26 protein-coding genes are annotated in these 25,631 nt (G+C 64.2%); 17 read left to right on the forward strand and 9 right to left on the reverse strand.

Going from position 1 to position 25,631, the window contains the following annotated elements; translation table 11 throughout:
• Positions 1-33 precede the first annotated feature (33 nt).
• The 3 genes from RCO31_RS14585 to RCO31_RS14595 form a co-directional block, all read right to left on the reverse strand.
• Entirely contained in the window at positions 34-1,452 is a 1,419-nt protein-coding gene (locus tag RCO31_RS14585) for an MATE family efflux transporter (RefSeq protein WP_308969133.1), read from the reverse strand.
• A 35-nt stretch (positions 1,453-1,487) separates the two neighbouring features.
• Positions 1,488-2,906, reverse strand: coding sequence for an MATE family efflux transporter (locus RCO31_RS14590; RefSeq protein WP_308969134.1), 1,419 nt, complete (start codon positions 2,904-2,906; stop codon positions 1,488-1,490).
• Between the two features lie 134 nt (positions 2,907-3,040).
• Complete coding sequence (locus RCO31_RS14595) at positions 3,041-3,565, reverse strand: GNAT family N-acetyltransferase (protein WP_308969135.1); 525 nt, start codon at positions 3,563-3,565, stop codon at positions 3,041-3,043.
• 80 nt (positions 3,566-3,645) lie between these two features.
• Between RCO31_RS14595 and RCO31_RS14600 the strand changes: the two genes are divergently transcribed.
• Positions 3,646-4,242 carry a superoxide dismutase gene (locus RCO31_RS14600; protein WP_308969136.1) on the forward strand — a complete coding sequence of 199 codons (597 nt, stop codon included), beginning with the start codon at positions 3,646-3,648 and terminating at the stop codon, positions 4,240-4,242.
• Positions 4,243-4,554: 312 nt separating this feature from the next.
• Here RCO31_RS14600 and RCO31_RS14605 read toward each other — a convergent pair whose 3' ends face one another.
• On the reverse strand, positions 4,555-4,722 hold the full coding sequence (locus tag RCO31_RS14605; RefSeq protein WP_308969137.1) for a hypothetical protein: 168 nt from the start codon (positions 4,720-4,722) through the stop codon (positions 4,555-4,557).
• Here RCO31_RS14605 and RCO31_RS14610 point away from each other — a divergent pair.
• The 6 genes from RCO31_RS14610 to RCO31_RS14635 all read left to right on the forward strand — a co-directional run bounded on the left by RCO31_RS14610 (position 4,721) and on the right by RCO31_RS14635 (position 9,948).
• Positions 4,721-5,479, forward strand: a complete 759-nt coding sequence (locus RCO31_RS14610) for an ABC transporter ATP-binding protein (protein ID WP_308969138.1) — start codon at positions 4,721-4,723, stop codon at positions 5,477-5,479. The two genes, RCO31_RS14605 and RCO31_RS14610, sit on opposite strands and share 2 nt — an antisense overlap.
• A gap of 6 nt (positions 5,480-5,485) precedes the next feature.
• Positions 5,486-6,355, forward strand: coding sequence for a metal ABC transporter permease (locus tag RCO31_RS14615; RefSeq protein ID WP_308969139.1), 870 nt, complete (start codon positions 5,486-5,488; stop codon positions 6,353-6,355).
• Between the two features lie 31 nt (positions 6,356-6,386).
• Positions 6,387-7,277 carry a metal ABC transporter substrate-binding protein gene (locus tag RCO31_RS14620; protein ID WP_308969140.1) on the forward strand — a complete coding sequence of 297 codons (891 nt, stop codon included), beginning with the start codon at positions 6,387-6,389 and terminating at the stop codon, positions 7,275-7,277.
• Between the two features lie 89 nt (positions 7,278-7,366).
• Complete coding sequence (locus RCO31_RS14625; protein ID WP_308969141.1) at positions 7,367-8,428, forward strand: GTP-binding protein; 1,062 nt, start codon at positions 7,367-7,369, stop codon at positions 8,426-8,428.
• The gene (locus RCO31_RS14630; RefSeq protein ID WP_308969142.1) at positions 8,425-9,450 is read left to right on the forward strand and encodes a WD40 repeat domain-containing protein; all 1,026 of its coding nucleotides are present in this window, start codon (positions 8,425-8,427) and stop codon (positions 9,448-9,450) included. The genes RCO31_RS14625 and RCO31_RS14630 overlap by 4 nt, the downstream gene beginning before the upstream one ends.
• A gap of 117 nt (positions 9,451-9,567) precedes the next feature.
• Entirely contained in the window at positions 9,568-9,948 is a 381-nt protein-coding gene (locus tag RCO31_RS14635) for a hypothetical protein (RefSeq protein WP_308969143.1), read from the forward strand.
• A 290-nt stretch (positions 9,949-10,238) separates the two neighbouring features.
• Here the strand turns inward: RCO31_RS14635 and RCO31_RS14640 are convergent, their stop codons facing one another.
• Positions 10,239-11,672 carry a homospermidine synthase gene (locus RCO31_RS14640; RefSeq protein WP_308969144.1) on the reverse strand — a complete coding sequence of 478 codons (1,434 nt, stop codon included), beginning with the start codon at positions 11,670-11,672 and terminating at the stop codon, positions 10,239-10,241.
• A gap of 91 nt (positions 11,673-11,763) precedes the next feature.
• A complete protein-coding gene (locus RCO31_RS14645; RefSeq protein ID WP_308969145.1) occupies positions 11,764-12,657 on the reverse strand; it encodes a LysR family transcriptional regulator in 894 nt (297 codons plus the stop codon).
• Between the two features lie 113 nt (positions 12,658-12,770).
• On the opposite strand from RCO31_RS14645, the gene RCO31_RS14650 reads away from it, so the two are divergent.
• From RCO31_RS14650 to RCO31_RS14665, 4 genes are all read left to right on the forward strand, one after another.
• Complete coding sequence (locus RCO31_RS14650) at positions 12,771-13,235, forward strand: DUF1348 family protein (protein ID WP_308969146.1); 465 nt, start codon at positions 12,771-12,773, stop codon at positions 13,233-13,235.
• Positions 13,236-13,252: 17 nt separating this feature from the next.
• Positions 13,253-13,870, forward strand: coding sequence for a pyridoxamine 5'-phosphate oxidase family protein (locus RCO31_RS14655; protein ID WP_308969147.1), 618 nt, complete (start codon positions 13,253-13,255; stop codon positions 13,868-13,870).
• Positions 13,871-13,957: 87 nt separating this feature from the next.
• Positions 13,958-15,100, forward strand: a complete 1,143-nt coding sequence (locus RCO31_RS14660; RefSeq protein ID WP_308969148.1) for a beta-propeller fold lactonase family protein — start codon at positions 13,958-13,960, stop codon at positions 15,098-15,100.
• A 7-nt stretch (positions 15,101-15,107) separates the two neighbouring features.
• Positions 15,108-16,094, forward strand: coding sequence for a quinone oxidoreductase (locus RCO31_RS14665; RefSeq protein WP_308969149.1), 987 nt, complete (start codon positions 15,108-15,110; stop codon positions 16,092-16,094).
• Positions 16,095-16,209: 115 nt separating this feature from the next.
• On the opposite strand, the gene RCO31_RS14670 is transcribed toward RCO31_RS14665, so the two are convergent.
• The 3 genes from RCO31_RS14670 to RCO31_RS14680 all read right to left on the reverse strand — a co-directional run bounded on the left by RCO31_RS14670 (position 16,210) and on the right by RCO31_RS14680 (position 18,916).
• Positions 16,210-16,809, reverse strand: coding sequence for a GNAT family N-acetyltransferase (locus RCO31_RS14670; protein ID WP_374991489.1), 600 nt, complete (start codon positions 16,807-16,809; stop codon positions 16,210-16,212).
• 116 nt (positions 16,810-16,925) lie between these two features.
• Complete coding sequence (locus RCO31_RS14675; protein WP_308969151.1) at positions 16,926-18,068, reverse strand: type III PLP-dependent enzyme; 1,143 nt, start codon at positions 18,066-18,068, stop codon at positions 16,926-16,928.
• 587 nt (positions 18,069-18,655) lie between these two features.
• Complete coding sequence (locus RCO31_RS14680) at positions 18,656-18,916, reverse strand: hypothetical protein (RefSeq protein ID WP_308969152.1); 261 nt, start codon at positions 18,914-18,916, stop codon at positions 18,656-18,658.
• A gap of 314 nt (positions 18,917-19,230) precedes the next feature.
• Here RCO31_RS14680 and RCO31_RS14685 point away from each other — a divergent pair, with 314 nt between their 5' ends.
• The 6 genes from RCO31_RS14685 to RCO31_RS14710 all read left to right on the forward strand — a co-directional run bounded on the left by RCO31_RS14685 (position 19,231) and on the right by RCO31_RS14710 (position 25,601).
• Positions 19,231-21,282: a M3 family metallopeptidase gene (locus tag RCO31_RS14685; protein ID WP_308969153.1), complete on the forward strand. Its 2,052-nt coding sequence runs from the start codon at positions 19,231-19,233 to the stop codon at positions 21,280-21,282.
• Between the two features lie 15 nt (positions 21,283-21,297).
• Positions 21,298-21,933: a DUF1007 family protein gene (locus tag RCO31_RS14690; RefSeq protein WP_308969154.1), complete on the forward strand. Its 636-nt coding sequence runs from the start codon at positions 21,298-21,300 to the stop codon at positions 21,931-21,933.
• Positions 21,924-23,060 (forward strand): nickel/cobalt transporter, encoded by a 1,137-nt coding sequence (locus RCO31_RS14695; protein ID WP_374991483.1) that lies wholly within the window; start codon positions 21,924-21,926, stop codon positions 23,058-23,060. Before RCO31_RS14690 ends, RCO31_RS14695 begins: the two co-directional genes overlap by 10 nt.
• Before the next feature lie 123 nt (positions 23,061-23,183).
• Positions 23,184-23,621, forward strand: coding sequence for a thioesterase family protein (locus RCO31_RS14700; RefSeq protein ID WP_308969155.1), 438 nt, complete (start codon positions 23,184-23,186; stop codon positions 23,619-23,621).
• 52 nt (positions 23,622-23,673) lie between these two features.
• On the forward strand, positions 23,674-24,210 hold the full coding sequence (locus RCO31_RS14705; protein ID WP_308969156.1) for a TRAP transporter small permease subunit: 537 nt from the start codon (positions 23,674-23,676) through the stop codon (positions 24,208-24,210).
• Positions 24,207-25,601 carry a TRAP transporter large permease subunit gene (locus tag RCO31_RS14710; RefSeq protein WP_308969157.1) on the forward strand — a complete coding sequence of 465 codons (1,395 nt, stop codon included), beginning with the start codon at positions 24,207-24,209 and terminating at the stop codon, positions 25,599-25,601. The genes RCO31_RS14705 and RCO31_RS14710 overlap by 4 nt, the downstream gene beginning before the upstream one ends.
• The last annotated feature ends 30 nt before the right edge of the window (positions 25,602-25,631 follow it).

A 25,631-nucleotide genomic window follows, 5' to 3' on the forward strand; every position in this document is an offset into this window, starting at 1 on the left:
TTCGTCATGGCTGCAATGCGAACAGAGGGATGGTCAGAGTTTGGCCGTCCGCGGCCCCCATGACGTTCGCCACACGACCAAGGCGGTGGTCAGCCCCAACATTGTCATCGAAGCGGCAGCCAGCATGAAGAAACTCGTGTCGGATGCATTGATCGAGGTGAGCCACGCTCCGCCGATGACGACGAAGATCAACCGCCCGGTTTGCGAAAGCACCGGACCGATGATCTTGGCAGCACCCTGCGAGGAGAAATAGAGCGCCGAGTTGAGGCCCATAAACGCAAGCATCGGGCTCGATATGTGAAGGTACCTGCGGCTCGCATCGCGCACGCTGGCGTCGGCAGTGAACATGCTCACCCACAGATCAGGAAAGATCGAAAGCAGGGTGCCGATCAGGCCGAGCGCAGTGAAGGCGACTGCGGCGGCGGTCCAGGCGACCTGTCGGGCTCGGCCGATCCTGTTGGCACCGATCGCCATGCCGACCATAGGCGTCGCGCTGATGCCGATCGCGAAGGCAATCGACGTCAGCATGAATTCGAGCCGCGTGCCGATGCCGTAGCCTGCCAATACCTCGGTGCCGAAGCGGGCGAGCATCGAGGTCAGGATCGTCACCGTGAGAACCGACTGCAACGGCGAGAAGACGGACACCGCACCGACCTTCAGGATGTCGAAGAACATTTCCTTCCGGAAACGGAATCCCCTCAAGGTCAGCAGGACGCGACTGTTGCCGGATGCGAGAAACCAGCCCATGACGAGAATGCTGAACGAGAAGGCTGTCAATGTACCGGCGGCGACGCCCGGCAGGCCGAGCTGCGGAAAAGGGCCGAGTCCGAGTGCGAGCGCGCCGCCAAGCGTGATCTGAATTGCGGCCGAGGAGAACACCAAAGCCGACGGCAACTTCATGTTGCCGGTTCCGCGCAGGATTGACGCAAACGTCTGCATGAACCACGGGATCACGGCGCCGCCGAAGAAGATCTGGATATAGCTCATGGCGTCGTTCAAAACGCGCCCGCGTCCGCCAAGCAAAGTCAGCAGGTCGCGGCCGAATAACAGCATCACCAGCATGAAGGTGAGGCCGAAACATGTGGCGATCATGAGCGCGTGCAGCGCCAGCGCGGAGGCGCGTGCATCGTCGCGGGCGCCGAGCGCACGTGCGATCGCGGAGCGGACGCCACCGCCCATCGCGCCACCGGACATTGTCATTGTCAGCATGATGAACGGAAAGACCAACGCCATCGCCGCGAGCGGCTCGGTGCCGAGCCTGCCCACGTAGGAGGTCTCGGCGATCACCACGCTCATGCCGGCGCACAACGCGAGTGTGTTCGGCGTCGCAAGCTTCAGCAACCGCATCAGGATCGGATCGTCGAGCAACGGGTCGAATGGCGGCTGCCCCGGCGGCTCGGGAGCGGAAGATCCGCTGTCGCCGGAAACCCGTGCGGCCTGGGATTTTGTCATGTGTGTTTCCGGATAACGGGCCGACCCAATTTCGTTCACCGCGTGGCTCTCAGCTCCGTGCCCCAGGAGGTGGCATGGACCGCGACCGCGGTGAACAGGCCGAAAGCCGCCATCGCGGCGCCGGCCAGCACGAAGAACCAGATGTACTCCGCGCCGACACTCAACAGCCAGAAGCCGCCGAAGATCACGACCGAAAGCCGGACTGTCTGGGCCAGCACCGAGCCGAGCACCTTTGCCGCCCCTTGCGACGAGAAATAGAGCGAAACGCCTACGCCCAATAACGAGAACATGGGCCCGGCGATCAACAGGTATTCGCCGGTCGCCTTGCGCACGAACGGGTCGTCCGTGAACCAGCCGGTCCACAGGTCGGGAAAGATCGCCAGCGGCGCGACCAGCGCGCCGACGCCGAGCGCCGAGATTACCGCGCCGGTCCAGGCCACGCGTCGTGCGCGGGCGATCTGTCCCGCGCCCACCGCCATGCCGACCATTGGCACCGAGGCGACGCCGCAGGAGAACGCGATCGAGGTGAGGAAGAACTCCAGACGCGCGCCGATGCCGTAGGCCGCGAGCACTTCGGGGCCGTATTGCGCGAGCATCGAGGCCAGCATGCCGGCCGTCAACACCGATTGCACCGGGTAGAAGCAAGCCAGAGCACCGACTTTCAAGATATCGGTGAACATCTCGCGATGAAAACGGAAGTGCGGCACCCGCAACGTGATGCGGCTGCGGCCGCTGAGGATGAACCATCCCATCACCAGGACGCCGACGGCGACGCCGCTAAGCTGACCGACGGCAATGCCGCGAATGCCCAGTTGCGGTACACCAAACAGGCCGAGACTGAGCACGCCGCCGAATACGATCTGGCAGACCGCGGATGAGAACACGATGGCCGAAGGCAGGATCATGTTTCCCGTCCCGCGCAAGATCGCCACCAGTGTGTTCATCAGCCAGATCAACACGACGCCGGAAAAATAGATCTGCGCGAACGCCAGCGCCTCTGCAAGCACGGCACCGCGCCCGCCCATCCACGTCAGCAACTGCTCGCCGAAGTTGAGCAGGGCAATGCTGAACGTTGCGCCGACGGCCAGGCCGATCGCGAGGGCATGCAGCGCCAGCGTCGACGCGCGTAGCGTGTCGCCGGCGCCGAGGGCGCGCGCAATCGCCGAGGCGACTCCGCCGCCCATCGCGCCGCCGGACATCGTCATCATCAGAATGATCAAGGGAAACATCAGCGCGATTGCCGCCAGCGGCGCGATCCCGAGAATACCGATATAGGTCGTCTCGGCGATCAGCACGCTGATACCGGCACCCATGGCGATGATGTTGGGTGTTGCCAGTCGCAACAGCGTCGGTGTGATGGCGCCGTCGAGGATCGGATTCCGAACAGGGCGCGCTCGCGGAGCTGGCGCCGGCGGCTCGGCCGCGGCGATCTCCGTCTGTCCAAGATCGGCCATGTCTCCTCCCGGATCCGCCGGATGTTTTGCACCGCGGCGCTCTTTTTGGTTCTGGCCGTCAAATAAGGGCAGTCGGCTCAAACGGGGGCGGTATAGCACCATCGTTCGGGCGGTTTACGCGCGCCTGGCGCATGTCACCAAGGCAGCCCGCGCAGGTCGATCGTCCCGCCGCGCGGTGCCAACTTCAGGTCATAGACGAAAGCCGCCATCACGTCGAAACGGACGCGCCCCTGTGGCTGTTCGGCGAATACGGCGCCTTCGAACTGGCGCCAGCCGAGCTGGCGATAGAACTCATAATTGTGCGGTTCGCAGAACAGCACGGCAAAGTCCTTGTCCTCGCTGGCGAAGCACTCCATGGCCGCGCACATCGCTGCGCTCGCAAGGCCTGATTTACGCCTGTCCGGGTGGGTCGCCACACCGCCGATACCGCCGATTGTCACCTGCACGTCATTCCACAGAGCGCTCCGCGTAAAGAGCCCGACATGACAGACAAGCTCATGGGATGGCGCGCCCTCGCGCACCAACACACGTCGGTCGGCGTGGCCCCAGACCACGTCGCCCCAGACCAGCGTTTTCACCACATGCGGCGGCCAGACCACATGCAGGAGCTGTTCCGCCGCTTCCCATGACGGGCCTCCGGGGCTAATGTCGATCCGCATGTTGACCTTCGCAAAGCTGCGAAACCAAAATCGTGGTGCCGCGTTGGTCAGGACTTTCCCACAGAACCGGACTTAGGCCCATGACCTTTACGCTTCCGAATTTGCCCTATGCCTACGATGCGCTCCAGCCCTACATGTCGAAGGAGACGCTGGAATACCACCACGACAAACATCATCAGGCGTATGTCACCAACGGCAACAACCTGCTGAAAGGTACCGAATTCGAGGGTAAGTCTCTTGAAGATATCGTGAAGGGCTCGTTCGGCAAGAATGCAGCCCTCTTCAACAATGCTGGCCAGCACTACAACCATCTGCACTTCTGGAAGTGGATGAAGCCGAACGGCGGCGGCGAGAAGCTGCCGGGTAAGCTCGAAGCAAAGATCAAGTCTGATCTCGGCGGCTACGCGAAGTTCAAGGACGATTTCATCGCCGCAGGTGTCGGCCAGTTCGGCTCGGGCTGGTGCTGGCTTGCAGTGAAGGGCGGCAAGCTGGAGATCATGAAGTCTGCGAACGGCGAAAGCCCGCTGGTCCACGGCGCAACGCCGATCCTCGGCTGCGACGTGTGGGAGCATTCCTACTACATCGACTATCGCAATCGCCGGCCGGACTACCTGAAGGCGTTCGTCGAGAATCTCGTGAACTGGGAGTACGTCGACGAGCTGTTCTCCAAGGCTTGATTGTCCAAGGTTTGATTGTTCAAGGCTTGATCGCCAGGCGCCCAACGGAAGCCAGAGCATCAAAGAAGGGGCCGCCGCGAGGCGGCCCTTTTGTTTGGTTCTCGCTTGTCCTCGGCCCTGGCTCGGTGCTGTCCTGCGATAACCGGGACCCGCCTGAAGGCGAGACGCTCGCGACCTTCGCCCCGTGCAACCAACGGATTTTCTGAGACGAGTCAGTAGCTTGGTTCGCACCTGGCTGCTGGACATGCAAAATGTTATAATGTAACATTTCTGAATGTCGTCTCATACGCACTCACACGATCACGATCACGATCACGCCCACCACGGCCATGCGCACGCCCATGCGCCGGCCTCGCCGCATCCGCCGATGGCGCTGCCGCTGTCGTTCATGCGGTTGTCGATCGGCGTGCGGCTTGCAGTCGCGGTTCTTGCGAGCGCGGTGTTGTGGTGCGCCGTCTTGCTGGCGATGAGGTAGGTCATGGGCGCTCTGACACTTCGCAACGTCACGCTGGGCTACGACCGACATCCGGCCGTGCATCACTTGAGTGGTGAGGTGACGCCGGGCGCGCTGCTTGCCGTTGTCGGCCCGAACGGCGCCGGCAAATCTACGCTGTTTCGCGGCATCGTTGGCATGTTGAAGCCGCTCGCCGGCACGATCTCGCTCCACGGTGCAAATGCGCGTGATGTCGCCTATCTGCCGCAAGTCGCCGACATCGACCGCAGCTTCCCGATATCCGTATTCGATTTTGTCGGCATGGGATTGTTGCGCCGGACCGGCTTGTTCGGCGGCATCGGCCGCCGCGAGCGCCTTGCGATCGAACAGGCACTGCAAGCAGTCGGCCTGACCGGGTTCGAGGCGCGGGCGATCGGCACGCTGTCGGGCGGCCAGATGCAGCGGATGCTGTTTGCGCGGCTTCTGTTGCAGGATGCGCGAATTATCGTCCTCGACGAACCGTTCAACGCCATTGACGCCAAGACCTCCGCCGACCTGCTCGATCTGGTTCGCCGCTGGCACGCCGAAGGCCGCACGGTGCTGGCGGCGCTGCACGACATCGAACTCGTGCGCGCCACGTTTCCCGAGACGCTGCTGCTGGCGCGAGAGCCGGTCGCCTGGGGCGACACGGCGGATGTGTTGACCACCGATAACCTCGCGACCGCACGGCGGATGTGCGAAGCGTTCGACGAGCATGCGGCTGCCTGCATCGTGGATGCGCCGTCGTCGGCTCGCGCCGCCTGATCCGCCATGATGTACGATGTGCTGATCGCGCCGTTCGTCGAATTCGAGTTCATGCGCCGTGCGCTGGCCGGCGTGCTGACGCTGGCGCTGGGTGGTGCGCCGGTCGGCGTGTTCCTGATGCTGCGGCGGATGAGCCTCGTCGGTGACGCCATGGCGCATGCGATCCTGCCGGGCGCCGCTATCGGTTTTCTGCTGTCGGGCCTCAATCTGATCGCCATGACGGTCGGTGGCCTGATCGCCGGCTTTACCGTCGCGATTCTCGCAGGTCTCGTCGCGCGCATGACAGAGCTGAAGGAGGATGCCTCGCTCGCGGCGTTCTATCTTTTCTCGCTGGCGCTCGGCGTTACCATCGTCTCGATCCGCGGTACCAACATCGATCTCCTGCATGTGCTGTTCGGCAACGTGCTGGCGCTGGACGACCAGACCCTGCTGGCGATTGCGATCAACGCTACGGTAACGATGATCGTGCTGGCACTGATCTGGCGCCCGTTGGTGATGGAATGCGTCGATCCGTTGTTTCTGCGCTCGGTGAGCCGGGCCGGCGCGCCCGCGCATCTGGCTTTTCTCGCGCTGGTCGTCATCAATCTCGTCAACGGCTTTCACGCGCTCGGCACGCTGCTCGCGGTGGGATTGATGGTGCTGCCGGCCGGTATCGCCCGGTTCTGGGCGCGCGACATATCCACCATGATGATGGTGGCCGTGGCTGCGGCAATCGTCTCCGGCTATGCGGGGCTGGTGCTGTCGTTCTTCACCAAGGTGCCGCCCGGGCCCGCAATCATTCTCGTGACCGCGTTCGTCTACCTGGCCTCGCTGCTGTTTGGACCTGTCAGTGGCTTGCTGCGGCAGATGTTTCCCGGTCGTCATCTGGAGGCGTGAGGTCGTCATGCTGAGGCATGCAGTTGTTCGAATGGTTGTGTTGATCGCTGCGCTCGCGGCCGGAGCCGGCATGGCCCAGGCGCAGGACAAACTGAAATTGGTCGCGAGTTTCTCGATCATTGCGGATTTTGCCAGGAACGTCGGCGGCGATCGGATCGATATTTCCACGCTGGTCGGGCCTGGCAGTGATGCGCATGTCTACACGCCGACTCCGGCGGACGCGCGCAACGTGGCGGCAGCGAAGCTTGTGATCGTCAACGGACTGGGGTTCGAGGGCTGGCTCGCGCGGCTGGTCAAGTCGGCAGGCAACAAGTCGACCATCGTCACCGCCACCAAAGGCATCGCCGCCCGCAAGGACAAAACCGATGCGCACGGCCACGGCCACGACCATGGCGACGCCGATCCCCATGCCTGGCAGTCGGTGGCCAACGCCAAGGTCTATGTGGCCAATATCCGTGATGCGCTGGTTGCTGCCGACCCCGCGGGCGCCGCCGACTATCGGGCCAATGCGGAGGGCTACCTTGCGAAGCTCGATGCCCTGGATCGCGAGGTGCGGGATGCCATGGTGCAGATCCCTGCCGAGCGCCGCAAGGTGATCTCGACCCATGACGCGTTCGGCTATTTTGCAGACGCCTACGGCATTGCGTTCATAGCTCCGCAGGGTGTCTCGACCGAGGCCGAGGCGACCGCGCGCGACGTGGCGCGGATCATCACCCAGATCAGGGCACAGAAGATTCCGGCCGTATTCCTGGAAAACGTCAGTGATCCGCGCCTGATGCGGCGGGTTTCCCAGGAATCCGGCGCCAAGCTCGGCGGCACGCTGTTTTCCGACGCGCTGACGGACGAAAAGGGCTCCGCCCCCACTTACATTGATATGATCCGTTACAATATAAAGGCGCTGACAAGCGCGCTGGCCGACTAGGCTGGCACCGCTTCCTTGAGAAATTCCCCGCCACCCCTTCGCGATGCCGGCGTGCTTCCGAAAGGTGAGGCTCGTTTCTGGAGTCTTCGATGTCCGCTCCCGCGTCCGAAAAGATCCCCGTAACCGTGCTGACCGGCTATCTCGGCGCCGGCAAGACCACGCTGTTGAACCGCATCCTGTCCGAACAGCATGGCAAGAAGTATGCGGTGATCGTCAACGAATTCGGTGAGATCGGCATCGACAACGATCTCGTCATCGGGGCGGACGAGGAAGTGTTCGAGATGAACAACGGCTGCATCTGCTGCACCGTGCGCGGTGATCTGGTGCGCATCCTCGACGGACTGATGAAGCGCAAGGGCAAATTCGACGCGATCATCGTCGAGACCACGGGGCTCGCCGATCCGGCTCCCGTCGCGCAGACGTTTTTCGTCGACGAGGACGTGCAGAACAACGCGCGGTTGGATGCGGTCGTCACCGTGGCCGACGCCAAGTGGCTGAGCGATCGGCTGAAGGACGCGCCGGAGGCGAAGAACCAGATCGCGTTCGCCGACGTGATTGTGCTGAACAAGACCGATCTCGTCTCCAAGCCTGAGCTTGCCGAGGTCGAAGCGCGCATTCGCGGCATCAACCCGTACGCCAAGGTGCATCGGACCGAGCGTTGCCAGGTCAAGCTCGAGGACGTGCTGGAGCGCGGCGCGTTCGATCTCGATCGCATCCTGGAGATCGAGCCCGAATTTCTCGAGGCCGGTGACGATCATGACCACCATCATCATGATCACGACCACCACCACCACCACGGTCACGACCATCATCACGATCATGCACACGGCGGCTTGAAGCATTATCACGACGAGGAGATGCAATCGATTTCGATCCGCACGTCGAAGCCGCTCGACCCCGACAAGTTCATGCCGTGGCTGCAGGCGCTGGTGCAGCGCGACGGCCAGAAGATCCTCCGCTCCAAGGGCATCCTGGCGTTCAAGGACGATGACGATCGCTATGTCTTCCAGGGCGTGCACATGATGCTGGAGGGCGATCACCAGCGGAAGTGGAAGGACGATGAGAAGCGCGAAAGCCGCATCGTCTTCATCGGTCGCGAGTTGCCTGAGCAGGCGATCCGCGAAGGCTTCGAGAGCTGCATCGCGTCGTGAGCACAGGCTTCGATTCAACTGGCCCGCAGGCGTCGGTTGCCTCGGTCACCGACCGGGTCCGCCGGATCGAGATTGGTGCGCCGGTGGCGGCGGCCTGCTTTCTCGGGGACAAGGCTGCATTCGTCTGCGCGGAGGAAAGCGTCGCGCTCGTCGGTGCCGACAATGTCGTGACGAAAGTTGACGTGAACGGGGGCGGCATTCTCTGCTCGGCCTCGGACGGCAAACGCCTGGTGCTTGGCGGCGACGACGGCAGGCTGGTCGCGCTCGACAGCAAGGGCCGAACGCAGGTCCTTGCAACCGACGCGAAGCGACGCTGGATCGACAACGTCGCGCTGCATTCCGACGGCTCGGTCGCCTGGTCGTCCGGCAAGACCGCGTTTGCGCAGCAGCCGAAGGGCGAAGCCCGCTCGCTCGACGTGCCGTCCACCGTCGGCGGTCTGGCGTTTGCGCCGAAGGGGTTTCGACTTGCAGTGGCTCACTACAACGGCGTCACCATGTGGTTTCCAAACATGGCGGCTTCGAAACCCGAATTTCTCGAGTGGAAGGGCTCGCATCTCGGCGTCAACTTCAGTCCGGACGGACGGTTCATCGTCACCACCATGCACGAATCCGCTCTGCATGGCTGGCGGCTCGCCGACAACAAGCACATGCGCATGAGTGGTTATCCGAGCCGCGTGCGTTCGATGTCGTGGACCGTCGGCGGCAAGGGCCTCGCCACATCCGGTGCAGACTGCGTGATCGTGTGGCCGTTTGCGAGCAAGGACGGTCCGATGGGCAAGGAGCCGGGCATGCTGGCGCCGCTGCCGGGCAAGGTCACGGCGGTCGCCTGTCATCCGAAGAGCGACATTCTCGCCGCCGGCTACAGCAACGGCACGGTCATGCTGGTGCGCCTCAATGACGGTGCGGAGATTCTCGCTCGCGCAAAGGACGACGTTGCGGTGTCGGCACTGGCCTGGGATGCGAAAGGCGCAACGCTGGCGTTTGCGACCGAGCAGGGTGCGGCCGGCCTGCTGACGCTTTAGTTCCTTCACGATTGGCGGCAGTTCGCAGTATTCGTCGTGCGGCAGCGGGCCGCTCGCCAGGAACCTCGTTACATCCGTGAACGTTATCCCAGTGATCAATCGGGGAAAACGCGCGTGATGAAACCACGGTTAGACGAAGGACAGAAGCCGACACGGCAGGACCGCGTGTTCGGCGTTGCGATGCTGATCGCGGGCCTCTTGATTGCGGGCATTTCGCTGACACAGATGCGATCGGACAGCGGCGCGCGTGCGCAAGCGACGCCGCCGGCCGCTGCGCCGCCGGATCGGCCCGCAGAACCGATGCCAGGCGGCGCGCGGCCAACCACGCCCGCACCGGAACCTGCGCGCCCGCAAAGCAATCCTCAGGACGATAACGGCTCGACGACGGGCAGTTCGCCGTCCACGCCGCGGACGGGGGATCGCCCGCCTGTTACCGGCACGCCGTTGCCGCCTGCGCCGGCGGAGAAAGCGGCGCCGCCGATCGAGCCGCGGAAATAGATTGCTTAGTGCACGATGAAATCAGGTCTGTAAGGTCGACGACACACATCCGGCGTGATCCATAGCAGTTCGAAGAACGGCGCCGCTTTGCTCGCCCCATAGCCGTTGGAAGAACGGCGTCGCTTTGCTCGTCTAAGGAAAGCGGAGATCCAGTATTCGGGAGCCGCAGCGTTCCTATCGCCATGCCGCGGAGTACTGGATGCCCGCCTCCGCCGGCACGACGACAACTGGAACTCATCATGCCTTAGCGGCGGGGTCGCGCCCGGCGGAGCCCATAGGGCGAAGCCGGGTCACCGCACCAGAACATTCCGGAACTGCCACGGGTCGCTGGTGTCGATGTCTTCCGCAAACAGGCCGGGACGATCGGTGAGCGGCGTCCAGTCGGTGTAATAGCCCTTGACCGGGCCGAGATACGGCTTCTGGATTTCGAGGCAGCGGTGGAAATCCATCTCGTCGGCTTCGACGATGCCGGCGTTCGGATTCTCGAGCGCCCACACCATGCCGGCGAGCACCGCCGATGACACCTGCATGCCGGTCGCGTTCTGATATGGCGCGATGCGACGCGTTTCTTCGATCGAAAGCTGCGAGCCAAACCAGTAGGCGTTCTTCGCGTGGCCGTAGAGCAGCACGCCGAGTTCGTCGATGCCGTCCTCGATCTCGTTCTCGTCGAGGATGTGCCAGGCAGGCTGCATCTTGCCGGCGGCGCCGAACATCTCGTGCAGCGACAGCACCGCGTCGTTGGCCGGATGGTAGGCGTAGTGGCAGGTGGGACGGTAAACGACACGCTGGCCGTCGCGCACGGTGAAGTAGTCCGCGATCGAGATCGACTCGTTGTGCGTGACGAGGAAGCCATATTGCGGGCCTGGCGTCGGACACCAGGAGCGCACGCGCGTGTTGGCGCCGGGCTGCAGCAGGTAGATCGCCGCCTTGCAGCCGAAGTTGTGTTCGCGTCCGTTCGGCGGCATCCACTTCTCGTGGGTGCCCCAGCCGAGCTCGGCGGGCTGCAAGCCTTCCGAGACGAAGCCTTCGACCGACCAGGTGTTGACGAAAACGTCGCGAGGCTTCGGTTTCTTGGAGCGCTGCGTGTCGCGTTCGGCGATATGGATACCCTTGACGCCGAGTTTGCGCGCGAGCTCGCCCCAGCCTTCGCGGCTCCGGGGCTCGTTGATTGCGAGACCGGTATCGTTGGCGAGATTCACCAGCGCCTGCTTGACGAGCCACGACACCATGCCCGGATTTGCCCCGCAGGTGGACACGGCGGTCGGTCCGGCCGGATTCTTGTGTTTTGCCGCGAGCAGGGTCTCGCGCAGCGCGTAGTTCGAGCGCTTCTCGGGGCCGGCGCTCTTGTCGAAGTAGAATCCGAGCCACGGCTCGATCACAGTGTCGATATAGAGCGCGCCGATTTCGCGGCACATGGTCATGATGTCGACCGACGAGGTGTCGACCGACAGGTTCACGCAAAAGCCCTGGCCGCCGCCTTCAGTCAGCAGCGGAACCAGCAGCTCATGGTAGTTGTCCTTCGTCACGGCCTGCTTGATGAAGCGCACGCCGTGCTTTTTCGCGAGCGCGCCGTCCTCGTGCGGATCGATGATGACGAAGCGCGACTTGTCATAGGCGAAGTGGCGTTCGATCAGCGGCAGCGTGCCTTTGCCGATCGAGCCGAAGCCGATCATCACGATCGGGCCTGAAATTTTCGCATGAACCTGCGAGTCGGGCGTGGTCATCAGTGCATTACTCCGGAAAAACGACGGGTGAGCAGAAGCATCAGCCGTTGCGCGGCTTCAAAGCCGAAATGGCGGGTGAAATCAAGCGCAACTATGTAAATTCCCAGCGGCAGGTGGCGAGCGCCAGATCGACGAACGTGCGCACCTTGGCCGACAAAAGACGTGACGCCGGATAGACGAACTGGATCGGCAGCGCAGGCCGTTCAAATTCCTCGAGCACGATCTGCAAACGGCTCTCCTTGATGGCATCTGCAGCCTGATAGGCGAGCACCATGGCGAGCCCGCCGCCTTCGGCAGCGTACCAGACGGCGCTGTCGGCAACGTTGGTGGTGTAACGTGACGCCACGGTGACGCGCTGCTCCACGCCATTGACGAGAAACCGCCATGCGACGGAATCGCCAAGGCCGCCGAAGGTGATGGTGTCGTGTGCGCGCAGTTCTTCCGGCACGCGCGGAACGCCGCGGCGCGCGAGATAGGCGGGCGAAGCCACCACCACCCGTCGCGTCATGCCGGCCCGGCGCGCGATCAGACTCGAGTCGTCGAGGTGGCCGATCCGCAGTGCGAGATCGATGCCTTCTTCCACCAGATTGACGATCCGGTCCGACAGCATCAGCTCGCCAGATACCTCGGTGTGGCGCTTCAGATAGGCCGCCATCAGCGGCCCGACATGGATGCGCCCGAAGGTGGCGGGCGCGGTCACGAGCAGGCGTCCGGAGGGAACATGGCGTTCCGCCTGCGCCGAGCTTTCCGCTTCCTGCACTTCGGCAAGGATGCGCCGCGCCCGCTCGAGATAGCGCGCGCCGGCGTCGGTCAGGGTCATCGAGCGCGTCGTCCGGCGCAGCAACGTGATGCCCAGCCGTTCCTCGAGGGCGGCGACCAGGCGCGTGACGGCTGACGCGGAGATGCCGAGGCGGCGGGCTGCCGGCGCAAACCCGTTCTGGTCGACCACAGTGACGAAAGCGGACATGGCGTCGAGGCGGTCCATGCCATTATTCTAATTTCCGCAATAATAAATTGTCAAACACCCTTATTATGCCGGAATGTGGTCCGTGCCATCTACCGAGGTATGATGCTGCATTCTCGATCGAGGGCCCTTCGATGGACCGTCCACCGCTTCCGCCATTCAACGCCGAGACCGCTGCGCAGAAGGCGCGTATGGCGGAGAACGCCTGGAACAGCCGCGATCCAGCGCGCGTCGCGCTCGCCTATACGAGCGACAGCACGTGGCGTAATCGCGCCGAATTCTTCGCCGGCCGGCCGGCCATCGAGGCGTTTCTGACGCGCAAGTGGCAGCGCGAACTGGACTACCGCCTCATCAAGGAGGTCTGGGCGTTCACCGCCAACAGGATCGCCGTGCGCTTTGCCTATGAGTGGCATGACGACAGCGGCAACTGGTACCGCTCGCACGGCAACGAGCAGTGGGAGTTCGACGGACATGGGCTGATGAGCCGCCGCGAGGCCAGCATCAACGACATCTGCATCGCAGAGGTCGGGCGCAAGTTTCATTGGCCGCTCGGGCGCAGGCCGGACGACCACCCAGGCCTGACCGCGCTCGGGCTGTAGAGAACGAGGAGTTGCGCATGGACGCGCAAGGCTATGCCAGCGACATCGCCTTCACACCGTCGGTGAAGGCCATTCAAGCGCGAAAGGGCTCGCGCGCGAGCTATCACAAGGCCGAGGTGCGCGGCTGGCGTACAGAGATCACGCCGGACCTTGTCGAGTTCATCGCTGTGCAAACGAGCTTCCTGCTGGCGACGGCGTCCGCCGACGGCCAGCCCTATATCCAGCATCGCGGCGGTCCGCCCGGCTTCCTGCGCGTGCTCGACAACAGAACGCTGGCGTTCGCGGATTTCTCCGGCAACCGGCAATACATCACGCAAGGCAATCTCGCTGACAATGCGAAGGCCTACATCTTCATCATCGATTACCTGAACCGCCGGCGGATCAAACTCTGGGGCACGGCGCGGGTCGTCGAGAACGATGCGGAGCTGCTAGCCAGGCTGATGCCCGAGGACTATCAGGCGCGGCCCGAACAGGTCATCATATTCACCGTGTCGCTCTGGGATACGAATTGCCCGCAGCACATACCGCAGAAGATCGACCTCGCCGATGTCGTGCAGGTCGTGGCCGAACGCGACAAGCGCATCGCCGAGCTTGAGGCCGAAGTGAAGACACTCAAGACGCTCGTACCTTCCTGAGGAACGTCCGTTTCTCCCAATTCGTGATACGCTTTCGCGCAAGACGGCACGCGACCGTCCGCAACGCACGTATCGGGGAGGACGAAGATGCAGATCGGCCTGAAGCTTTCCGGAGTGATGATTGCGTCCGCACTTCTGTGCGGGAGCGCATGTGCGGACATTGCCGTCTCGGCCAACGACGCGCATTCCACCAACGTCGACGGTGTTGCCGGCTTCATCAAGGATGGCCCGGCCGACAACATCTCTGTTATCGACCTGAGCCAGACGCCGCCGCGCATTCTCGGATCGGTCGACGCGTCCGCGAGCGTCACCGGTCCGGCGCAGGGCGTATTTGTCTCGGGCGATGAAAGCTTCGCGATCGTCGCCTCCGCAAACAAGGTCGAAGCAGGTGCACTCAAGCCCGACAGTCGCGTGACGGTGATCGATCTGTCGGTGACGCCGCCAAAGGTCGTGCAACAGGTCACCGCTGGCGCTGCCGCCAATGCAGTGGCCGTCAATCCTGCAGGAACGCTCGCCCTGGTGACCAATCGCAACGATGGTACGGTGTCGGTGTTCTCGCTCAAGGACAAGCAGCTCACGCCGGTCGCGAGCGTCGAGCTCGGCGATGCAAAATGCCAGCCTGCCGGCGTGGTCTTTGCCCCGGACGGCAAGACGGCGTTCGTCGCGCGCGAGGGCGCGATCAGCGTGCTGGAGATCGATGGCGATATGGTGAAGGTCGATCCCAAGCAGGCGATCCTTGCGCTGCGGCCATATCCGATCGACATCTCGCCGGACGGCAAGCTGCTCGCTGTCGCCAATTCCTGGGGCGTCAATGCCGACATCGGCAGCGTGTCGCTGGTCGATCTCTCGTCAAAACCCTACCGCGTCGTGGACGTCGCGCGTACGCCGAGCGTCTCGGAAGGCATCAAGTTTTCGCCGGACGGCAAGTACGTCGCGGCGAGCTCGCTCAATGGCTCGACCTCGCCACCGACGTCGCCGCGCTACAAGGATCACGCGCTGCTGACCGTCTTTGCGGTGTCCGGCCAGACGCTCTCCAAGACCGCGGAGGCACCGCTCGGCAAGTGGTCGCAGGGCGTCGCCTTCTCCCGGAACGGCGGCACGATCATCGTCCAGAACATGGTCGAGAAGAACTTTTCCGTGTTCGGCTTTGCCGATGGCAAGCTGACGCCGCAGTCGCCGCTCGCCGTGCCGGTCGGCGCGCCGGCGACCATTGGCACTGCACGGCGCTGAGGTCCTCATGAAAGCGGTTCGCGTCCACCAGTTCGGCGGTCCCGAGGTTCTGACCTATGAGGACGTTCCAGACCCACCAGCGCCTGGTTCGGGCCAGGCGCTGGTGGATATGAAGATCATCGGCGTCAACTACTCCGACACCAATTACCGCCGCGGCTTTCGCATGCACCAGGCCGTCAGTCTGCCGCTGACCCCGGGGCACGAAGGCGCCGGCGTCGTCAGCGCAGTGGGCGAGGGCGTCACTGGTGTCCGGCCCGGCGACCGTGTCGTCTTCTCGGGCCAGCACCGTCTCGGCACCTACAAGCAGAAGATGCTCCTGCCGGCGGTGTCGCTCGTTCCGGTGCCGGCGGATTTCGATCTGAAGCTCGCTGTCGCCGTGCTCAACCAGGGCCAGACGGCGCACTATCTCTGTCATGACGCCTACGAGGTCAAAGCCGGAGATCGCGTGCTGGTGCATGCGGGCGCCGGCGGCGTCGGCTCGAACCTCGTGCAGATGACGAAGATGCTTGGCGCGTATGTCTATGCGACCGTCTCATCGGACGACAAGGCCGACGTTGCGCGCGACCTCGGCGCGGACAAGGTCATCGTCTACACCAAGATCGATTTCGCCGAAGAGATCATGAAGGACACCGAGGGCAACGGCGTTCACGCGATCTTCGATGCGATCGGCGGCGATGTGCTGCCGAAGGGCCTGACCTGTCTCGCCCGCCGCGGCCATCTGCTGACTTACGGTCAGAGCGCCGGCCCGTCACCGCCATTCGAGTGGCCGCCGCGCGGTGTGCCGGGCTCGGTGTATCTCAGCAATCATCAGGGCGCCGACTATTCGCACCCCGGCGAAGCGACGATCCGCCGTGCGCATGAGATTTTCGGCTGGGTCAAATCGGGCGCGCTGAAGGTGCATATCCACAAGGAATACCCGCTCGCCGACGCGGTGCAGGCGCATCGCGATCTCGCCAGCCGCACCACGGTGGGCAAGCTGCTGCTGATTCCGTAGCCGCTTCCGTAGTTCTGTAGCCCGGATGAGCGAAAGCGACATCCGGGGAGATTGCCACAGCGTCAGACCCGGATGTCGCTTTCGCTCATCCGGGCTACAGTCCCGCTCGCTGTTGTTACGCCGCCTTCGTCACGAGCCGCTTGCGCCGTCCGCCGCGAAGGCTCCTCGCTTGCGCCACCGGCTTGCCGGTTGGCACGATCATGCCCCACGCGCCCGCAAGCGCGCCGTCGCGCAGTTCGAGGCCGAGCAGGCGCTCACGCTCGAACGCGCCCGGCAAGTGCAGGGCTTCAGCTTTTGCGGCCGAAAAGCCGAAGCGCTCGTAATAAGGCGCGTCGCCGAGCAGGATGATGGCGCCGTGGCCGAGCCGGCGGGCTTGTTCGATCGCATGTCGCATCAGCACGCCGCCGACGCCGAGCGCACGACATGCGGGATCGACCGCCAGGGGGCCGAGCACAAGCGCGGCCCGGCCCCCGGCGGAGATGTGCCAGAGCCGGACGGTGCCGACCAGCTTGCCCTTGGCGACCGCCGAGAAGGCGAGGCCTTCGGCGGGGAGCCGGCCGTCGCGCAGTCGTTGACACGTGCGTGCATGGCGGGCTTCGCCAAAGCATACGTCCAGCAACGTTTCGCGCGCGGCTACGTCGGAGCTGCGCTCCGCTCGGATCGCGAACGGAGTGGCTGCGAGGGGCAGGGCAGTCTTCTGCGGCACGGTCTTCATCGTCGTCATGGCACATCGATCCCACGGCGAGGCGCACTGTTCGCGCGCCCGCGCGTTGTCTTCCAAAGCGGAGATTTGACGGGGATGGGAGCCGGAAGGTCCGGCTCCCCGCGTTGTCAGATATGGTACGTCTTCAGCGGCGGGATGCCGTTGAAGGCCACCGACGAGTAAGTCGACGTGTAGGCGCCGGTGCCCTCGATCAGCAGCTTGTCGCCGATCTCGAGCGTCACCGGCAGCGGGTACGGCGCCTTCTCGTACAGCACGTCCGCGGAGTCGCAGGTCGGGCCGGCGAGCACGCAGGGCGTCATCTCGGCGCCGTCATGCGGCGTCTTGATGGCGTAGCGGATCGACTCGTCCATCGTCTCGGCGAGGCCGCCGAACTTGCCGATGTCGAGGTAGACCCAGCGCACCTCGTCCTCGTCGCTCTTGCGCGAGATCAGCACCACTTCCGTCTCGATCACGCCGGCGTTGCCGACCATGCCGCGACCGGGCTCGATGATCGTCTCCGGGATCTGGTTGCCGAAGTGCTTGCGGAGCGCGCGGAAGATGCCGCGGCCATACTGCACCACCGGCGGGACATCCTTCAGATACCTCGTCGGGAAGCCGCCACCCAGGTTGACCATCGAAAGCGCGATGCCGCGCTCGGCGCAGTCGCGGAATACGGTCGCCGCCATGGCGAGCGCGCGGTCCCACGCCTTCACCTTGCGCTGCTGCGAGCCGACGTGGAACGAGATGCCGCACGGCTCGAGTCCCAGCCGCTTGGCGAGATCGAGCACGTCGACTGCCATCTCCGGGTCGCAGCCGAACTTCCGCGACAGCGGCCACTCGGCGCCGGCGCAGTCGTACAGGATGCGGCAGAACACCTTGGCACCGGGGGCTGCGCGAGCGATCTTCTCCACTTCGGCGCTGCAGTCGACTGCGAACAGGCGAATGCCGAGCGCAAAGGCGCGCGCGATGTCGCGCTCCTTCTTGATCGTGTTGCCAAAGGAGATGCGGTCCGGCGTCGCGCCCGCGGCCAGCGCCATCTCGATCTCGGCGACGGTCGCCGTATCGAAGCAGGAGCCGAGCGAGGCGAGCAGCGACAGCACTTCCGGCGCCGGGTTCGCCTTCACGGCATAGAAGACCCGGCTGTCAGGCAGCGCCTTGGCGAAGGTGTTGTAGTTCTCGCGCACGACGTCGAGGTCGACGACGAGGCACGGCTCGGTGTCGAGGCCGTCAAGACGGCGGACGCGCAGAAATTCCCGAATGCGCTCGGTCATAGCACTCTCCCAAAACGGTCCAGCGACGGACCCGTTCAAAGTTGCCTCGGGCCTGAGGCTCGATCAGTGCCGCACGATGGAGACGCGGCAGGACCGAGATGTCGAACCCGAATGTGCTGCCGTTCGATTGGATGGGAGCTTCCATCCGCACGCCTGGCAATGAAGGACAAGCCTTTTCAGTAGCCCGCGCCGGCTGGTGGAAAGCCGGTAGAGACCAAAAAAGCCCGCTCCGTCGTTGCTTTAAGTCGCGTCCCCCGTTGAGAGCGGAGTACGCCGGTTCGCCTCCGGCTGCCGATCACGGTTGCAAGAAGGAGGAGCCTTCAAGTGTCGCATCTCTTGAGAGAGATGCTCGGGCTTCTCTTCCTTGGCGGCTGTCCGGCCTCTTGTCCGGATACCTACCGACCGACACACGACCACAGGCACGTGCGAAATTGGGCAAGCGAGGAAATAATATTTTTGACTGGGCTTCGCAACTTTTTTTTGAGCGGCGCGCCGAATTTTTCCTCACAGCCTCGCGCGTGTTGCGCGAAGGCGGTGCGAACATGAACAGACGTTTAGGCGGTTAAACGTTTAACGCTCGTGCGCCGTCAGCCTCGTCGCGTGAAAGGCTCGATGCGCTGCGCGCCGCGCACGAACGTCACCATGACGACGGCGCCGATGATGAACAGCACGGCCTGGATGATCGTCGCCCAGGTGTCGTCGAGGCCCATCAGGATCGCCAGTGCCCAGCCGCTCGCGAATGCCGCGCCGAAGACCTCCGCGCCGATCAGGATCGCCGCCGAGACGACGGTGATGACGCTCGGCCAGTAGATGCGGCGCGCGGAAGAGGTGGGATTCGTGCTGCTCATGGTCGGCTCTGCTCAGGCTGCGGTTGCGGCGGCAATGTCGTTGAAAAGGGCTGCTGGATCAAGCGCAAATGCGGTGCCTTTGCGGCGGGCGCCCGCGCGAAGGGCTTGCGGCGAGCGTCGGAAACAGGGACACCGGAGGCACCGAAAAGCCGCATTAAGTGCTATATCAAGGCTGCTGGTGTTCCGGCTCTAACGTTCGCTCCGCTTCGTGGCGATCTCGTCGGCGAACGTTCGTACGCAGGACGCGCGGCAGCGGTGGTACGAGCGTCAGACCCGCTGCACCAGCAGAATGCCTCTATTTGGGACAGTTTCCGATGTCGAATCCTCTCCTCGCCGCCTGGCAGACGCCGTTCGAGACGCCGCCTTTCGGCCAGATCAGTCCCGAGCATTTCATGCCCGCCTTCGAGCAGGCGTTCGCCGACCACAACGCCGAGATCGCTGCCATCATCAACGATCCGGCCGAGCCGGACTTCGACAACACGATCACCGCGCTGGAGCGCTCCGGCAAGCTGCTGACCAAGGTTTCCGCGGTGTTCTACGCGCTCGTCTCGGCGCACTCGAATCCGGAACTGCTGGCGATCGACAGCGACGTGGCGCTGCGTCAGGCGCGACACTGGAATCCCATTCTGATGAACGCTGCGCTGTTCGGCCGGATCGCCAGGCTCTACGACCAGCGCGCCTCGCTCAAGCTGACATCCGAGCAGCGGCGGCTCTTGGAACGAACCTTCATCCGCTTCCGCCGCGCCGGCGCGGGCCTGGACGAAATCGCCAAGGCGCGGATGGCCGAGATCAACGAGCGGCTGGCGCATCTTTCGACCGAGTTCAGCCATCATCTTCTGGCCGAGGAGCAGGACTGGACGCTGGAACTGGGAGACGGCGACCGCGACGGGCTATCCGCGCCCTTCATCGCCGCCGCTGAAGCCGCGGCCGCCGAGCGCGGCAAGCCCGGCAAGGCCGTAGTGACACTGTCGCGCTCCTCGGTGGAGCCGTTCCTGCAGAGCTCCACCCGTCGGGACCTGCGCGAGAAGGTTCACAAGGCGTTCATCGCTCGCGGCGACAACGGCAATGCGAACGACAACTCGGCCGCGATCGGCGAAATTCTCAAATTGCGCGAGGAGAGCGCGCGCCTGCTCGGCTACGAGACATTCGCCGCCTACCGCCTCGAGGATTCGATGGCGAAGACGCCGGCGGCCGTGCGCAGCCTGCTGGAGCGGGTGTGGGCGCCCGCGCGGAGCCGGGCCATGGCCGACCGCGACGCCATGCAGGCGCTGATTGCGGAAGAGGGCGGCAACTTCAAACTGGCCGCGTGGGACTGGCGGTACTACGCGGAGAAGTTGCGCCAGCGCCGCGCCAACTTCGATGACTCGGCGATTAAGCCCTACCTGAGCCTTGATGGCATGATTGCCGCCGCCTTCGACACCGCGCATCGCCTGTTCGGCTTGTCATTCACGGAACGCAAGGACATCCCGGTCTGGCACCCGGACGTGCGGGTGTGGCAGGTGAAGGGGCGGGACGGCCGCGACGTCGGCCTGTTCTACGGCGATTACTTTGCGCGTGCCTCGAAGCGATCCGGCGCCTGGATGACCTCGACGCGAGACCAGCAGAAGCTCGATGGCGCGGTGACGCCGCTGATCCTCAACGTCTGCAATTTCTCCAAGGGTGCGGATGGCGAGCCGGCACTGCTGTCGCCGGACGATGCGCGCACGTTGTTCCACGAGTTCGGCCATGGCCTGCATGGTCTCCTGTCGAACGTGGTCTATCCGTCGCTCTCGGGCACGAGCGTGTTCACCGACTTCGTCGAACTGCCCTCGCAGCTCTACGAACACTGGCAGGAACAGCCCCAGGTGCTGCAGCAGTTCGCCCGCCACTACCAGACCGGCGAGCCGCTGCCCGATGATCTGCTGCAGCGTTTCCTCGCCGCGCGAAAATTCAACCAGGGCTTTGCGACGGTCGAATATGTGGCGAACGCGCTGATCGATCTGGAATTCCATTCCCAGCCCGCGTCGGCGGCGGCCGATGTGCGCGCGTTCGAGCGCAAGGAACTCGACAAGATCGGCATGCCGGAGGAGATCGCGCTGCGCCACCGGCCCACCCAGTTCGGCCACATCTTCTCGGGCGATCATTATGCGGCCGGCTACTACAGCTACATGTGGTCGGAAGTGATGGACGCCGACGCGTTCGGCGCCTTCGAGGAGGCGGGGAACATCTTCGATCCGGCGGTCGCCAAGCGCCTGCATGACGACATCTACTCGTCAGGCGGATCACGCGATCCTGAAGAGGCCTATGTTGCCTTCCGCGGCCGCAAGCCCGAGCCTGACGCCCTGCTGCGCCGGCGCGGGCTCCTCGAGGTTTCTCCGGCAGCCTGAACGAGAAGGTCATCGATGCGCCGATTTGCCGCCTGCTTCACGCTGATCGCCGCGCTCGCCGCAGCAGCGCCGCGAGCAGAGGCCCATCCGCATGTCTGGGTCACATCGTCGAGTGAGCTTGTCTATGGCGCCGACGGCGCCATCACCGGCATCCGCCATTCCTGGAAATTCGACGACATGTTCTCGACCTACGCGCTGCAGGACATCCAGAACAAGACCAAGGGCACCTACACCCGCGAGGAGCTTGCGCCGCTCGCCCAGGTCAATGTCGATTCCCTGAAGGAGTTCGACTTCTTCACCTTCGCCAAGGCGGGCGGCAGGAATCCGGCCAAGGAGGCGTTCCTCGATCCGATCGACTACTTTCTCGAATACAAGGACGGCGCGCTGGTGCTGAACTTCACGTTGCCGTTCAAGGCGCCCGTGAAGACGAAGCAACTCGCACTGGAGATCTACGACCCGACCTACTTCGTCGGCTTTGATCTTGCCGCCGATCCCATCAAGCTCGTTGGCGCGCCCGCCGACTGCAAGGCCAATGTGCAGCGGCCTGGCAACGCCCCGCAGGTGCCGCTCAGCGAGCAGAACTTCGAAAGCGGCGCCTACGCCAACTACGGCGCCATGTTTGCCAACAAGATCACCGTGGATTGTCCGTGAAGCCTGACATCTCTTTGCGCGTGCAACACTTCGCGCTGCTGGCGCTCGCCTGCGCCACGTTCGTTGCGGCCGACGGCGCCCTGCATCTGCTTGCGGCTCAAGTCACTCCATTCGGCGGCCGGTCCACGCCGCCACCACAGGAGGCCGGCGGTGTGATCGGCTGGATCCTGGCGAAGCAGGCCGAGTTCTACCGGGCGATGTCGTCGACCATCCGCGCCGCGAAGACCGACGGCACGGCGCTGTGGACGCTGATGGGCATCTCGTTTGCTTATGGCGTGTTTCATGCAGCGGGTCCGGGTCATGGCAAGGCGGTGATCTCGTCCTACCTGGTCGCCAATGAGGAAACCGCCCGTCGCGGCATCGCGCTGTCGTTCGTTTCGGCGCTGATGCAGTCGCTCGTCGCGGTGCTTGTGGTCGGCATCGGCGCGTGGCTGTTGGGGGCGACGGCACGCAGCCTGTGCAGCGCCGAGCGGATCATCGAGATCGTCAGCTACGGACTGATCGCCGCCCTTGGCGTTTGGCTGGTATTCACCAAGGGCCGCAGCCTCCTGAACGCGTTGCCGTTCATCGCCGTCCCGTCACCGGCATTGGCGTCGGCGGGCGCGCCGATGCACGATCACCATCACGACCACGATCATGCGCATCATCACGACAGCCACGACCATGATCACGGCCATGCGCACGCCCACGCCGCGCACAACCCTCCGCACGGGCATCCCGATCATGTCCATGACGAGCATTGCGGCCACAACCACGGACCTTCACCGGCCGAGCTTGCCGGGCCGGGTGGCTGGATGCGGGGCCTGAGCGCGATTTTCGCTGTGGGTTTGCGGCCCTGCTCGGGTGCGATCCTGGTGCTGGTATTTGCCCTGGCGCAGGGACTGTTCGTTGCCGGGATCGCCGCGACGTTCGTGATGGGCCTCGGCACTGCGCTGACGGTCGCGACGATCGCCGTGGTTGCCGTCAGCGCCAAGGGTCTGGCGCGGCGCCTGACGGCGGGCAGCAGCAGCGGCCGCAGCGCCATCGTCTTGCGCGGACTGGAGTTCGCCGCAGCCTGCATGGTGCTGTTTCTCGGCGCCGGCCTCTTGATGGGCTACCTTGCCGCCGAACGCACGGTCTGCTTCTGACCCGCTGCCGGCTCGCTGTCGCGGCCCGTGCGCCAGCGCGTTGATGGGCGAGCAGCCGCGGGTTGAATGGCGCAACCGCCGCGGTCAATATGCTCAATAACGAAAGCCCGGATGGGAGGGCCGATGCGGCAGGATTTCTGGTTTCATCATCCGTTCCGGGTGCGCTATTCCGAGGTGGACGCGCAAGCCGTCGTGTTCAACGCGCACTACCTGACGTATTTCGATACATCGATCACGGAGTATTTTCGCGCGCTCGGCTATGACTACCTGGGCGAGGCAACGAGGACCGGCAACGATTTCCACATCGTCAGGTCGATCGTCGACTACAAGGCGCCGATCCGGTTCGACGAAGAAATCGATGTTTGCGTGCGTGTTGGGAGAATCGGCCGGTCGTCGATCAGCCTTGCGCTGGCGATTTTTGCCAAGGGCAGCGACGACCTTCGCGCGACCGGCGAGATCGTGTGGGTTTACACCGATCAGAAGACGCATCGGCCGGTCGCCGTAACAGACTCTCTGCGGACGCTGATCGCAAGTCGCGAAAAGGACCTTGCTCGGGACTAGCTGCGGCGCGGCCACCGTCGTTGCGGTGACGTCTCGCAAATCATTCATAACCATGAACAGCACGGTATTAGTTCGCATTGCAGGCGCGATCGACCGCCTCAACGGCTTTGTCGGCCGCATCGCCGCCTGGGCGGTGCTGGCGATGGTTGTCGTGCAGTTCGCCATCGTCGCGCTGCGCTATGTCTTCGGCTTCGGCTCGCTGTGGATGCAGGAAGCGCTCCACTATCTGCTCGCGATCCTCGTCCTGTTTGCGGCCGGCTGGACGCTGCAGGCCGACGGACACGTGCGCGTCGACGTCTTCTATGCCGAGGCAGCGCCGCGCACCAAGGCCAAGATCGATCTCGCCGGCGCGCTGTTGCTGCTCGTTCCGTTCATGGCCGCCATCATCTGGTACTCGTGGCCATATGCGAGCCGGGCATGGGCGATCGGCGAAGGCTCGCGCGAGGCTGGCGGCATACCGCTGGTCTTCCTCCTGAAGTCGTCGATCCCGCTGTTTGCCGCGCTGATGCTGCTGCAGGGCCTGGCCCAGGCAGGGCGGGCTGCGTTGGCGCTGATGTCGGACCGGTCCAGCGGCGCTGCAGCCCGATGAGCGGGATCGAGCTGCTCGCGATCCTGCTCGTAGTGCTGGTCTGCGGCACGCTGATGGCCGGCTATCCAGCCGCGCTCACGCTTGGCGGCATGTCGCTTGCGGTCGCGTTGGCGGCCGATGCATTCGGCCTGTTTCCGATCTCGCTTCTGCACGCGGTGCCCTCGCGCATCTACGGCGTCATCACCAGCGAAACGCTGATGGCCATTCCGCTCTTCATCTTCATGGGTGTGACGCTGGAGCGCTCGCGGGTTGCCGAAGACTTGCTGGAACAACTGGCACGGATGCTCGGCAACTGGCGCGGCGGGCTGGGCATTGCCGTGCTGTTCGTCGGTCTCCTGCTTGCGGCGGCGAAGGGCGTGGTCGGCGCAACCACCGTAACCATGGGGCTGATCGTGCTGCCGACGATGCTCCGTCATGGCTACGATCCGCGGCTTGCCGCGGGTACGGTGGCTGCGACCTCGACGCTGGCGCAGGTGTTTCCGCCTGCCACCGTGCTGGTGCTGCTCGGCGACCAGATCGGCAACGCCTGGCAGTCGGCGCAGCTCGCAAGCGGTGTGTTCGCGCCGCAACCGGTCACCGTCACCGATCTGTTCGCCGGCGCGATCGTGCCGGGCTTCCTGCTGGTCGCCCTGTATCTCGCCTACCTTGTCGCCGTCGCCTGGCTGAAGCCGGCCTGGTCGCCGGCGATACCGGCTGACATTCTGGGGCGAAAGCATGCCGCGCCGACGCTGCTGCTGCGTGCGCTCATCGCCCCGCTGGCGCTGATTGCTATTGTCCTCGGCTCGATCCTCGGCGGCTTCGCGACGCCGACCGAGGCTGCCGCCGTCGGTGCGGTGGGCGCGCTCGTGCTGGCGGTTTGGCGCAGCGGTCTGTCGAACGAGCTGCTCACCTCCGTCGTCGGGCGGACCGCGCAGATGTCGAGCATGATCTTTCTGATCCTGATCGGAGCGACGATGTTCAGCCTGGTATTCCGCGGGCTGGGCGGGGACGACCTTGTGCACCGCGCGCTGAGTCAGCTTCCGGGAGGTCCCGCGGGCGCAGTGCTGGTGGTGATGCTGGCGGTGTTCCTACTCGGCTTCGTGATGGACGCCTTTGAGATCATCGTGGTGATTGTCCCGATCGTCGCCGTGCCGTTGCTTGCCATGCCGGGCATTGATCCGGTCTGGCTCGGCGTCCTGCTCGCGGTCAACCTGCAGACGTCCTATATGCACCCGCCGCTCGGGCCGACGGTGTTCTACCTGCGCAGCGTTGCGCCACCGGAACTGACGACCAGGCACATCTATCTGGGTGTTGTTCCCTTCATCGCCATCCAGCTTCTTGCGCTGGTCGCGCTGTGGTTTGCACCGCAGCTTGCGACCGCATTGCCGCAGGCGCTGTATGGGGCGCGATAAGGCCTTGGCGTAAATTACGTCGCAGGCCGT

It is taken from the genome of Bradyrhizobium sp. LHD-71 (assembly GCF_031157255.1).
Taxonomy (GTDB): domain Bacteria; phylum Pseudomonadota; class Alphaproteobacteria; order Rhizobiales; family Xanthobacteraceae; genus P52-10.

What these genes read in the sequence shown, in the direction of transcription:
- RCO31_RS14585 (WP_308969133.1), bottom strand. Translation starts at nt 1,452, where the DNA reads ATGACAAAATCCCAGGCCGCACGGGTTTCCGGCGACAGCGGATCTTCC.
- RCO31_RS14590 (WP_308969134.1), bottom strand. Translation starts at nt 2,906, where the DNA reads ATGGCCGATCTTGGACAGACGGAGATCGCCGCGGCCGAGCCGCCGGCG.
- RCO31_RS14595 (WP_308969135.1), bottom strand. Translation starts at nt 3,565, where the DNA reads ATGCGGATCGACATTAGCCCCGGAGGCCCGTCATGGGAAGCGGCGGAA.
- RCO31_RS14600 (WP_308969136.1), top strand. Translation starts at nt 3,646, where the DNA reads ATGACCTTTACGCTTCCGAATTTGCCCTATGCCTACGATGCGCTCCAG.
- RCO31_RS14610 (WP_308969138.1), top strand. Translation starts at nt 4,721, where the DNA reads ATGGGCGCTCTGACACTTCGCAACGTCACGCTGGGCTACGACCGACAT.
- RCO31_RS14605 (WP_308969137.1), bottom strand. Translation starts at nt 4,722, where the DNA reads ATGACCTACCTCATCGCCAGCAAGACGGCGCACCACAACACCGCGCTC.
- RCO31_RS14615 (WP_308969139.1), top strand. Translation starts at nt 5,486, where the DNA reads ATGATGTACGATGTGCTGATCGCGCCGTTCGTCGAATTCGAGTTCATG.
- RCO31_RS14620 (WP_308969140.1), top strand. Translation starts at nt 6,387, where the DNA reads ATGGTTGTGTTGATCGCTGCGCTCGCGGCCGGAGCCGGCATGGCCCAG.
- RCO31_RS14625 (WP_308969141.1), top strand. Translation starts at nt 7,367, where the DNA reads ATGTCCGCTCCCGCGTCCGAAAAGATCCCCGTAACCGTGCTGACCGGC.
- RCO31_RS14635 (WP_308969143.1), top strand. Translation starts at nt 9,568, where the DNA reads ATGAAACCACGGTTAGACGAAGGACAGAAGCCGACACGGCAGGACCGC.
- RCO31_RS14640 (WP_308969144.1), bottom strand. Translation starts at nt 11,672, where the DNA reads ATGACCACGCCCGACTCGCAGGTTCATGCGAAAATTTCAGGCCCGATC.
- RCO31_RS14645 (WP_308969145.1), bottom strand. Translation starts at nt 12,657, where the DNA reads ATGGACCGCCTCGACGCCATGTCCGCTTTCGTCACTGTGGTCGACCAG.
- RCO31_RS14650 (WP_308969146.1), top strand. Translation starts at nt 12,771, where the DNA reads ATGGACCGTCCACCGCTTCCGCCATTCAACGCCGAGACCGCTGCGCAG.
- RCO31_RS14655 (WP_308969147.1), top strand. Translation starts at nt 13,253, where the DNA reads ATGGACGCGCAAGGCTATGCCAGCGACATCGCCTTCACACCGTCGGTG.
- RCO31_RS14660 (WP_308969148.1), top strand. Translation starts at nt 13,958, where the DNA reads ATGCAGATCGGCCTGAAGCTTTCCGGAGTGATGATTGCGTCCGCACTT.
- RCO31_RS14665 (WP_308969149.1), top strand. Translation starts at nt 15,108, where the DNA reads ATGAAAGCGGTTCGCGTCCACCAGTTCGGCGGTCCCGAGGTTCTGACC.
- RCO31_RS14670 (WP_374991489.1), bottom strand. Translation starts at nt 16,809, where the DNA reads ATGAAGACCGTGCCGCAGAAGACTGCCCTGCCCCTCGCAGCCACTCCG.
- RCO31_RS14675 (WP_308969151.1), bottom strand. Translation starts at nt 18,068, where the DNA reads ATGACCGAGCGCATTCGGGAATTTCTGCGCGTCCGCCGTCTTGACGGC.
- RCO31_RS14680 (WP_308969152.1), bottom strand. Translation starts at nt 18,916, where the DNA reads ATGAGCAGCACGAATCCCACCTCTTCCGCGCGCCGCATCTACTGGCCG.
- RCO31_RS14685 (WP_308969153.1), top strand. Translation starts at nt 19,231, where the DNA reads ATGTCGAATCCTCTCCTCGCCGCCTGGCAGACGCCGTTCGAGACGCCG.
- RCO31_RS14690 (WP_308969154.1), top strand. Translation starts at nt 21,298, where the DNA reads ATGCGCCGATTTGCCGCCTGCTTCACGCTGATCGCCGCGCTCGCCGCA.
- RCO31_RS14700 (WP_308969155.1), top strand. Translation starts at nt 23,184, where the DNA reads ATGCGGCAGGATTTCTGGTTTCATCATCCGTTCCGGGTGCGCTATTCC.
- RCO31_RS14705 (WP_308969156.1), top strand. Translation starts at nt 23,674, where the DNA reads ATGAACAGCACGGTATTAGTTCGCATTGCAGGCGCGATCGACCGCCTC.
- RCO31_RS14710 (WP_308969157.1), top strand. Translation starts at nt 24,207, where the DNA reads ATGAGCGGGATCGAGCTGCTCGCGATCCTGCTCGTAGTGCTGGTCTGC.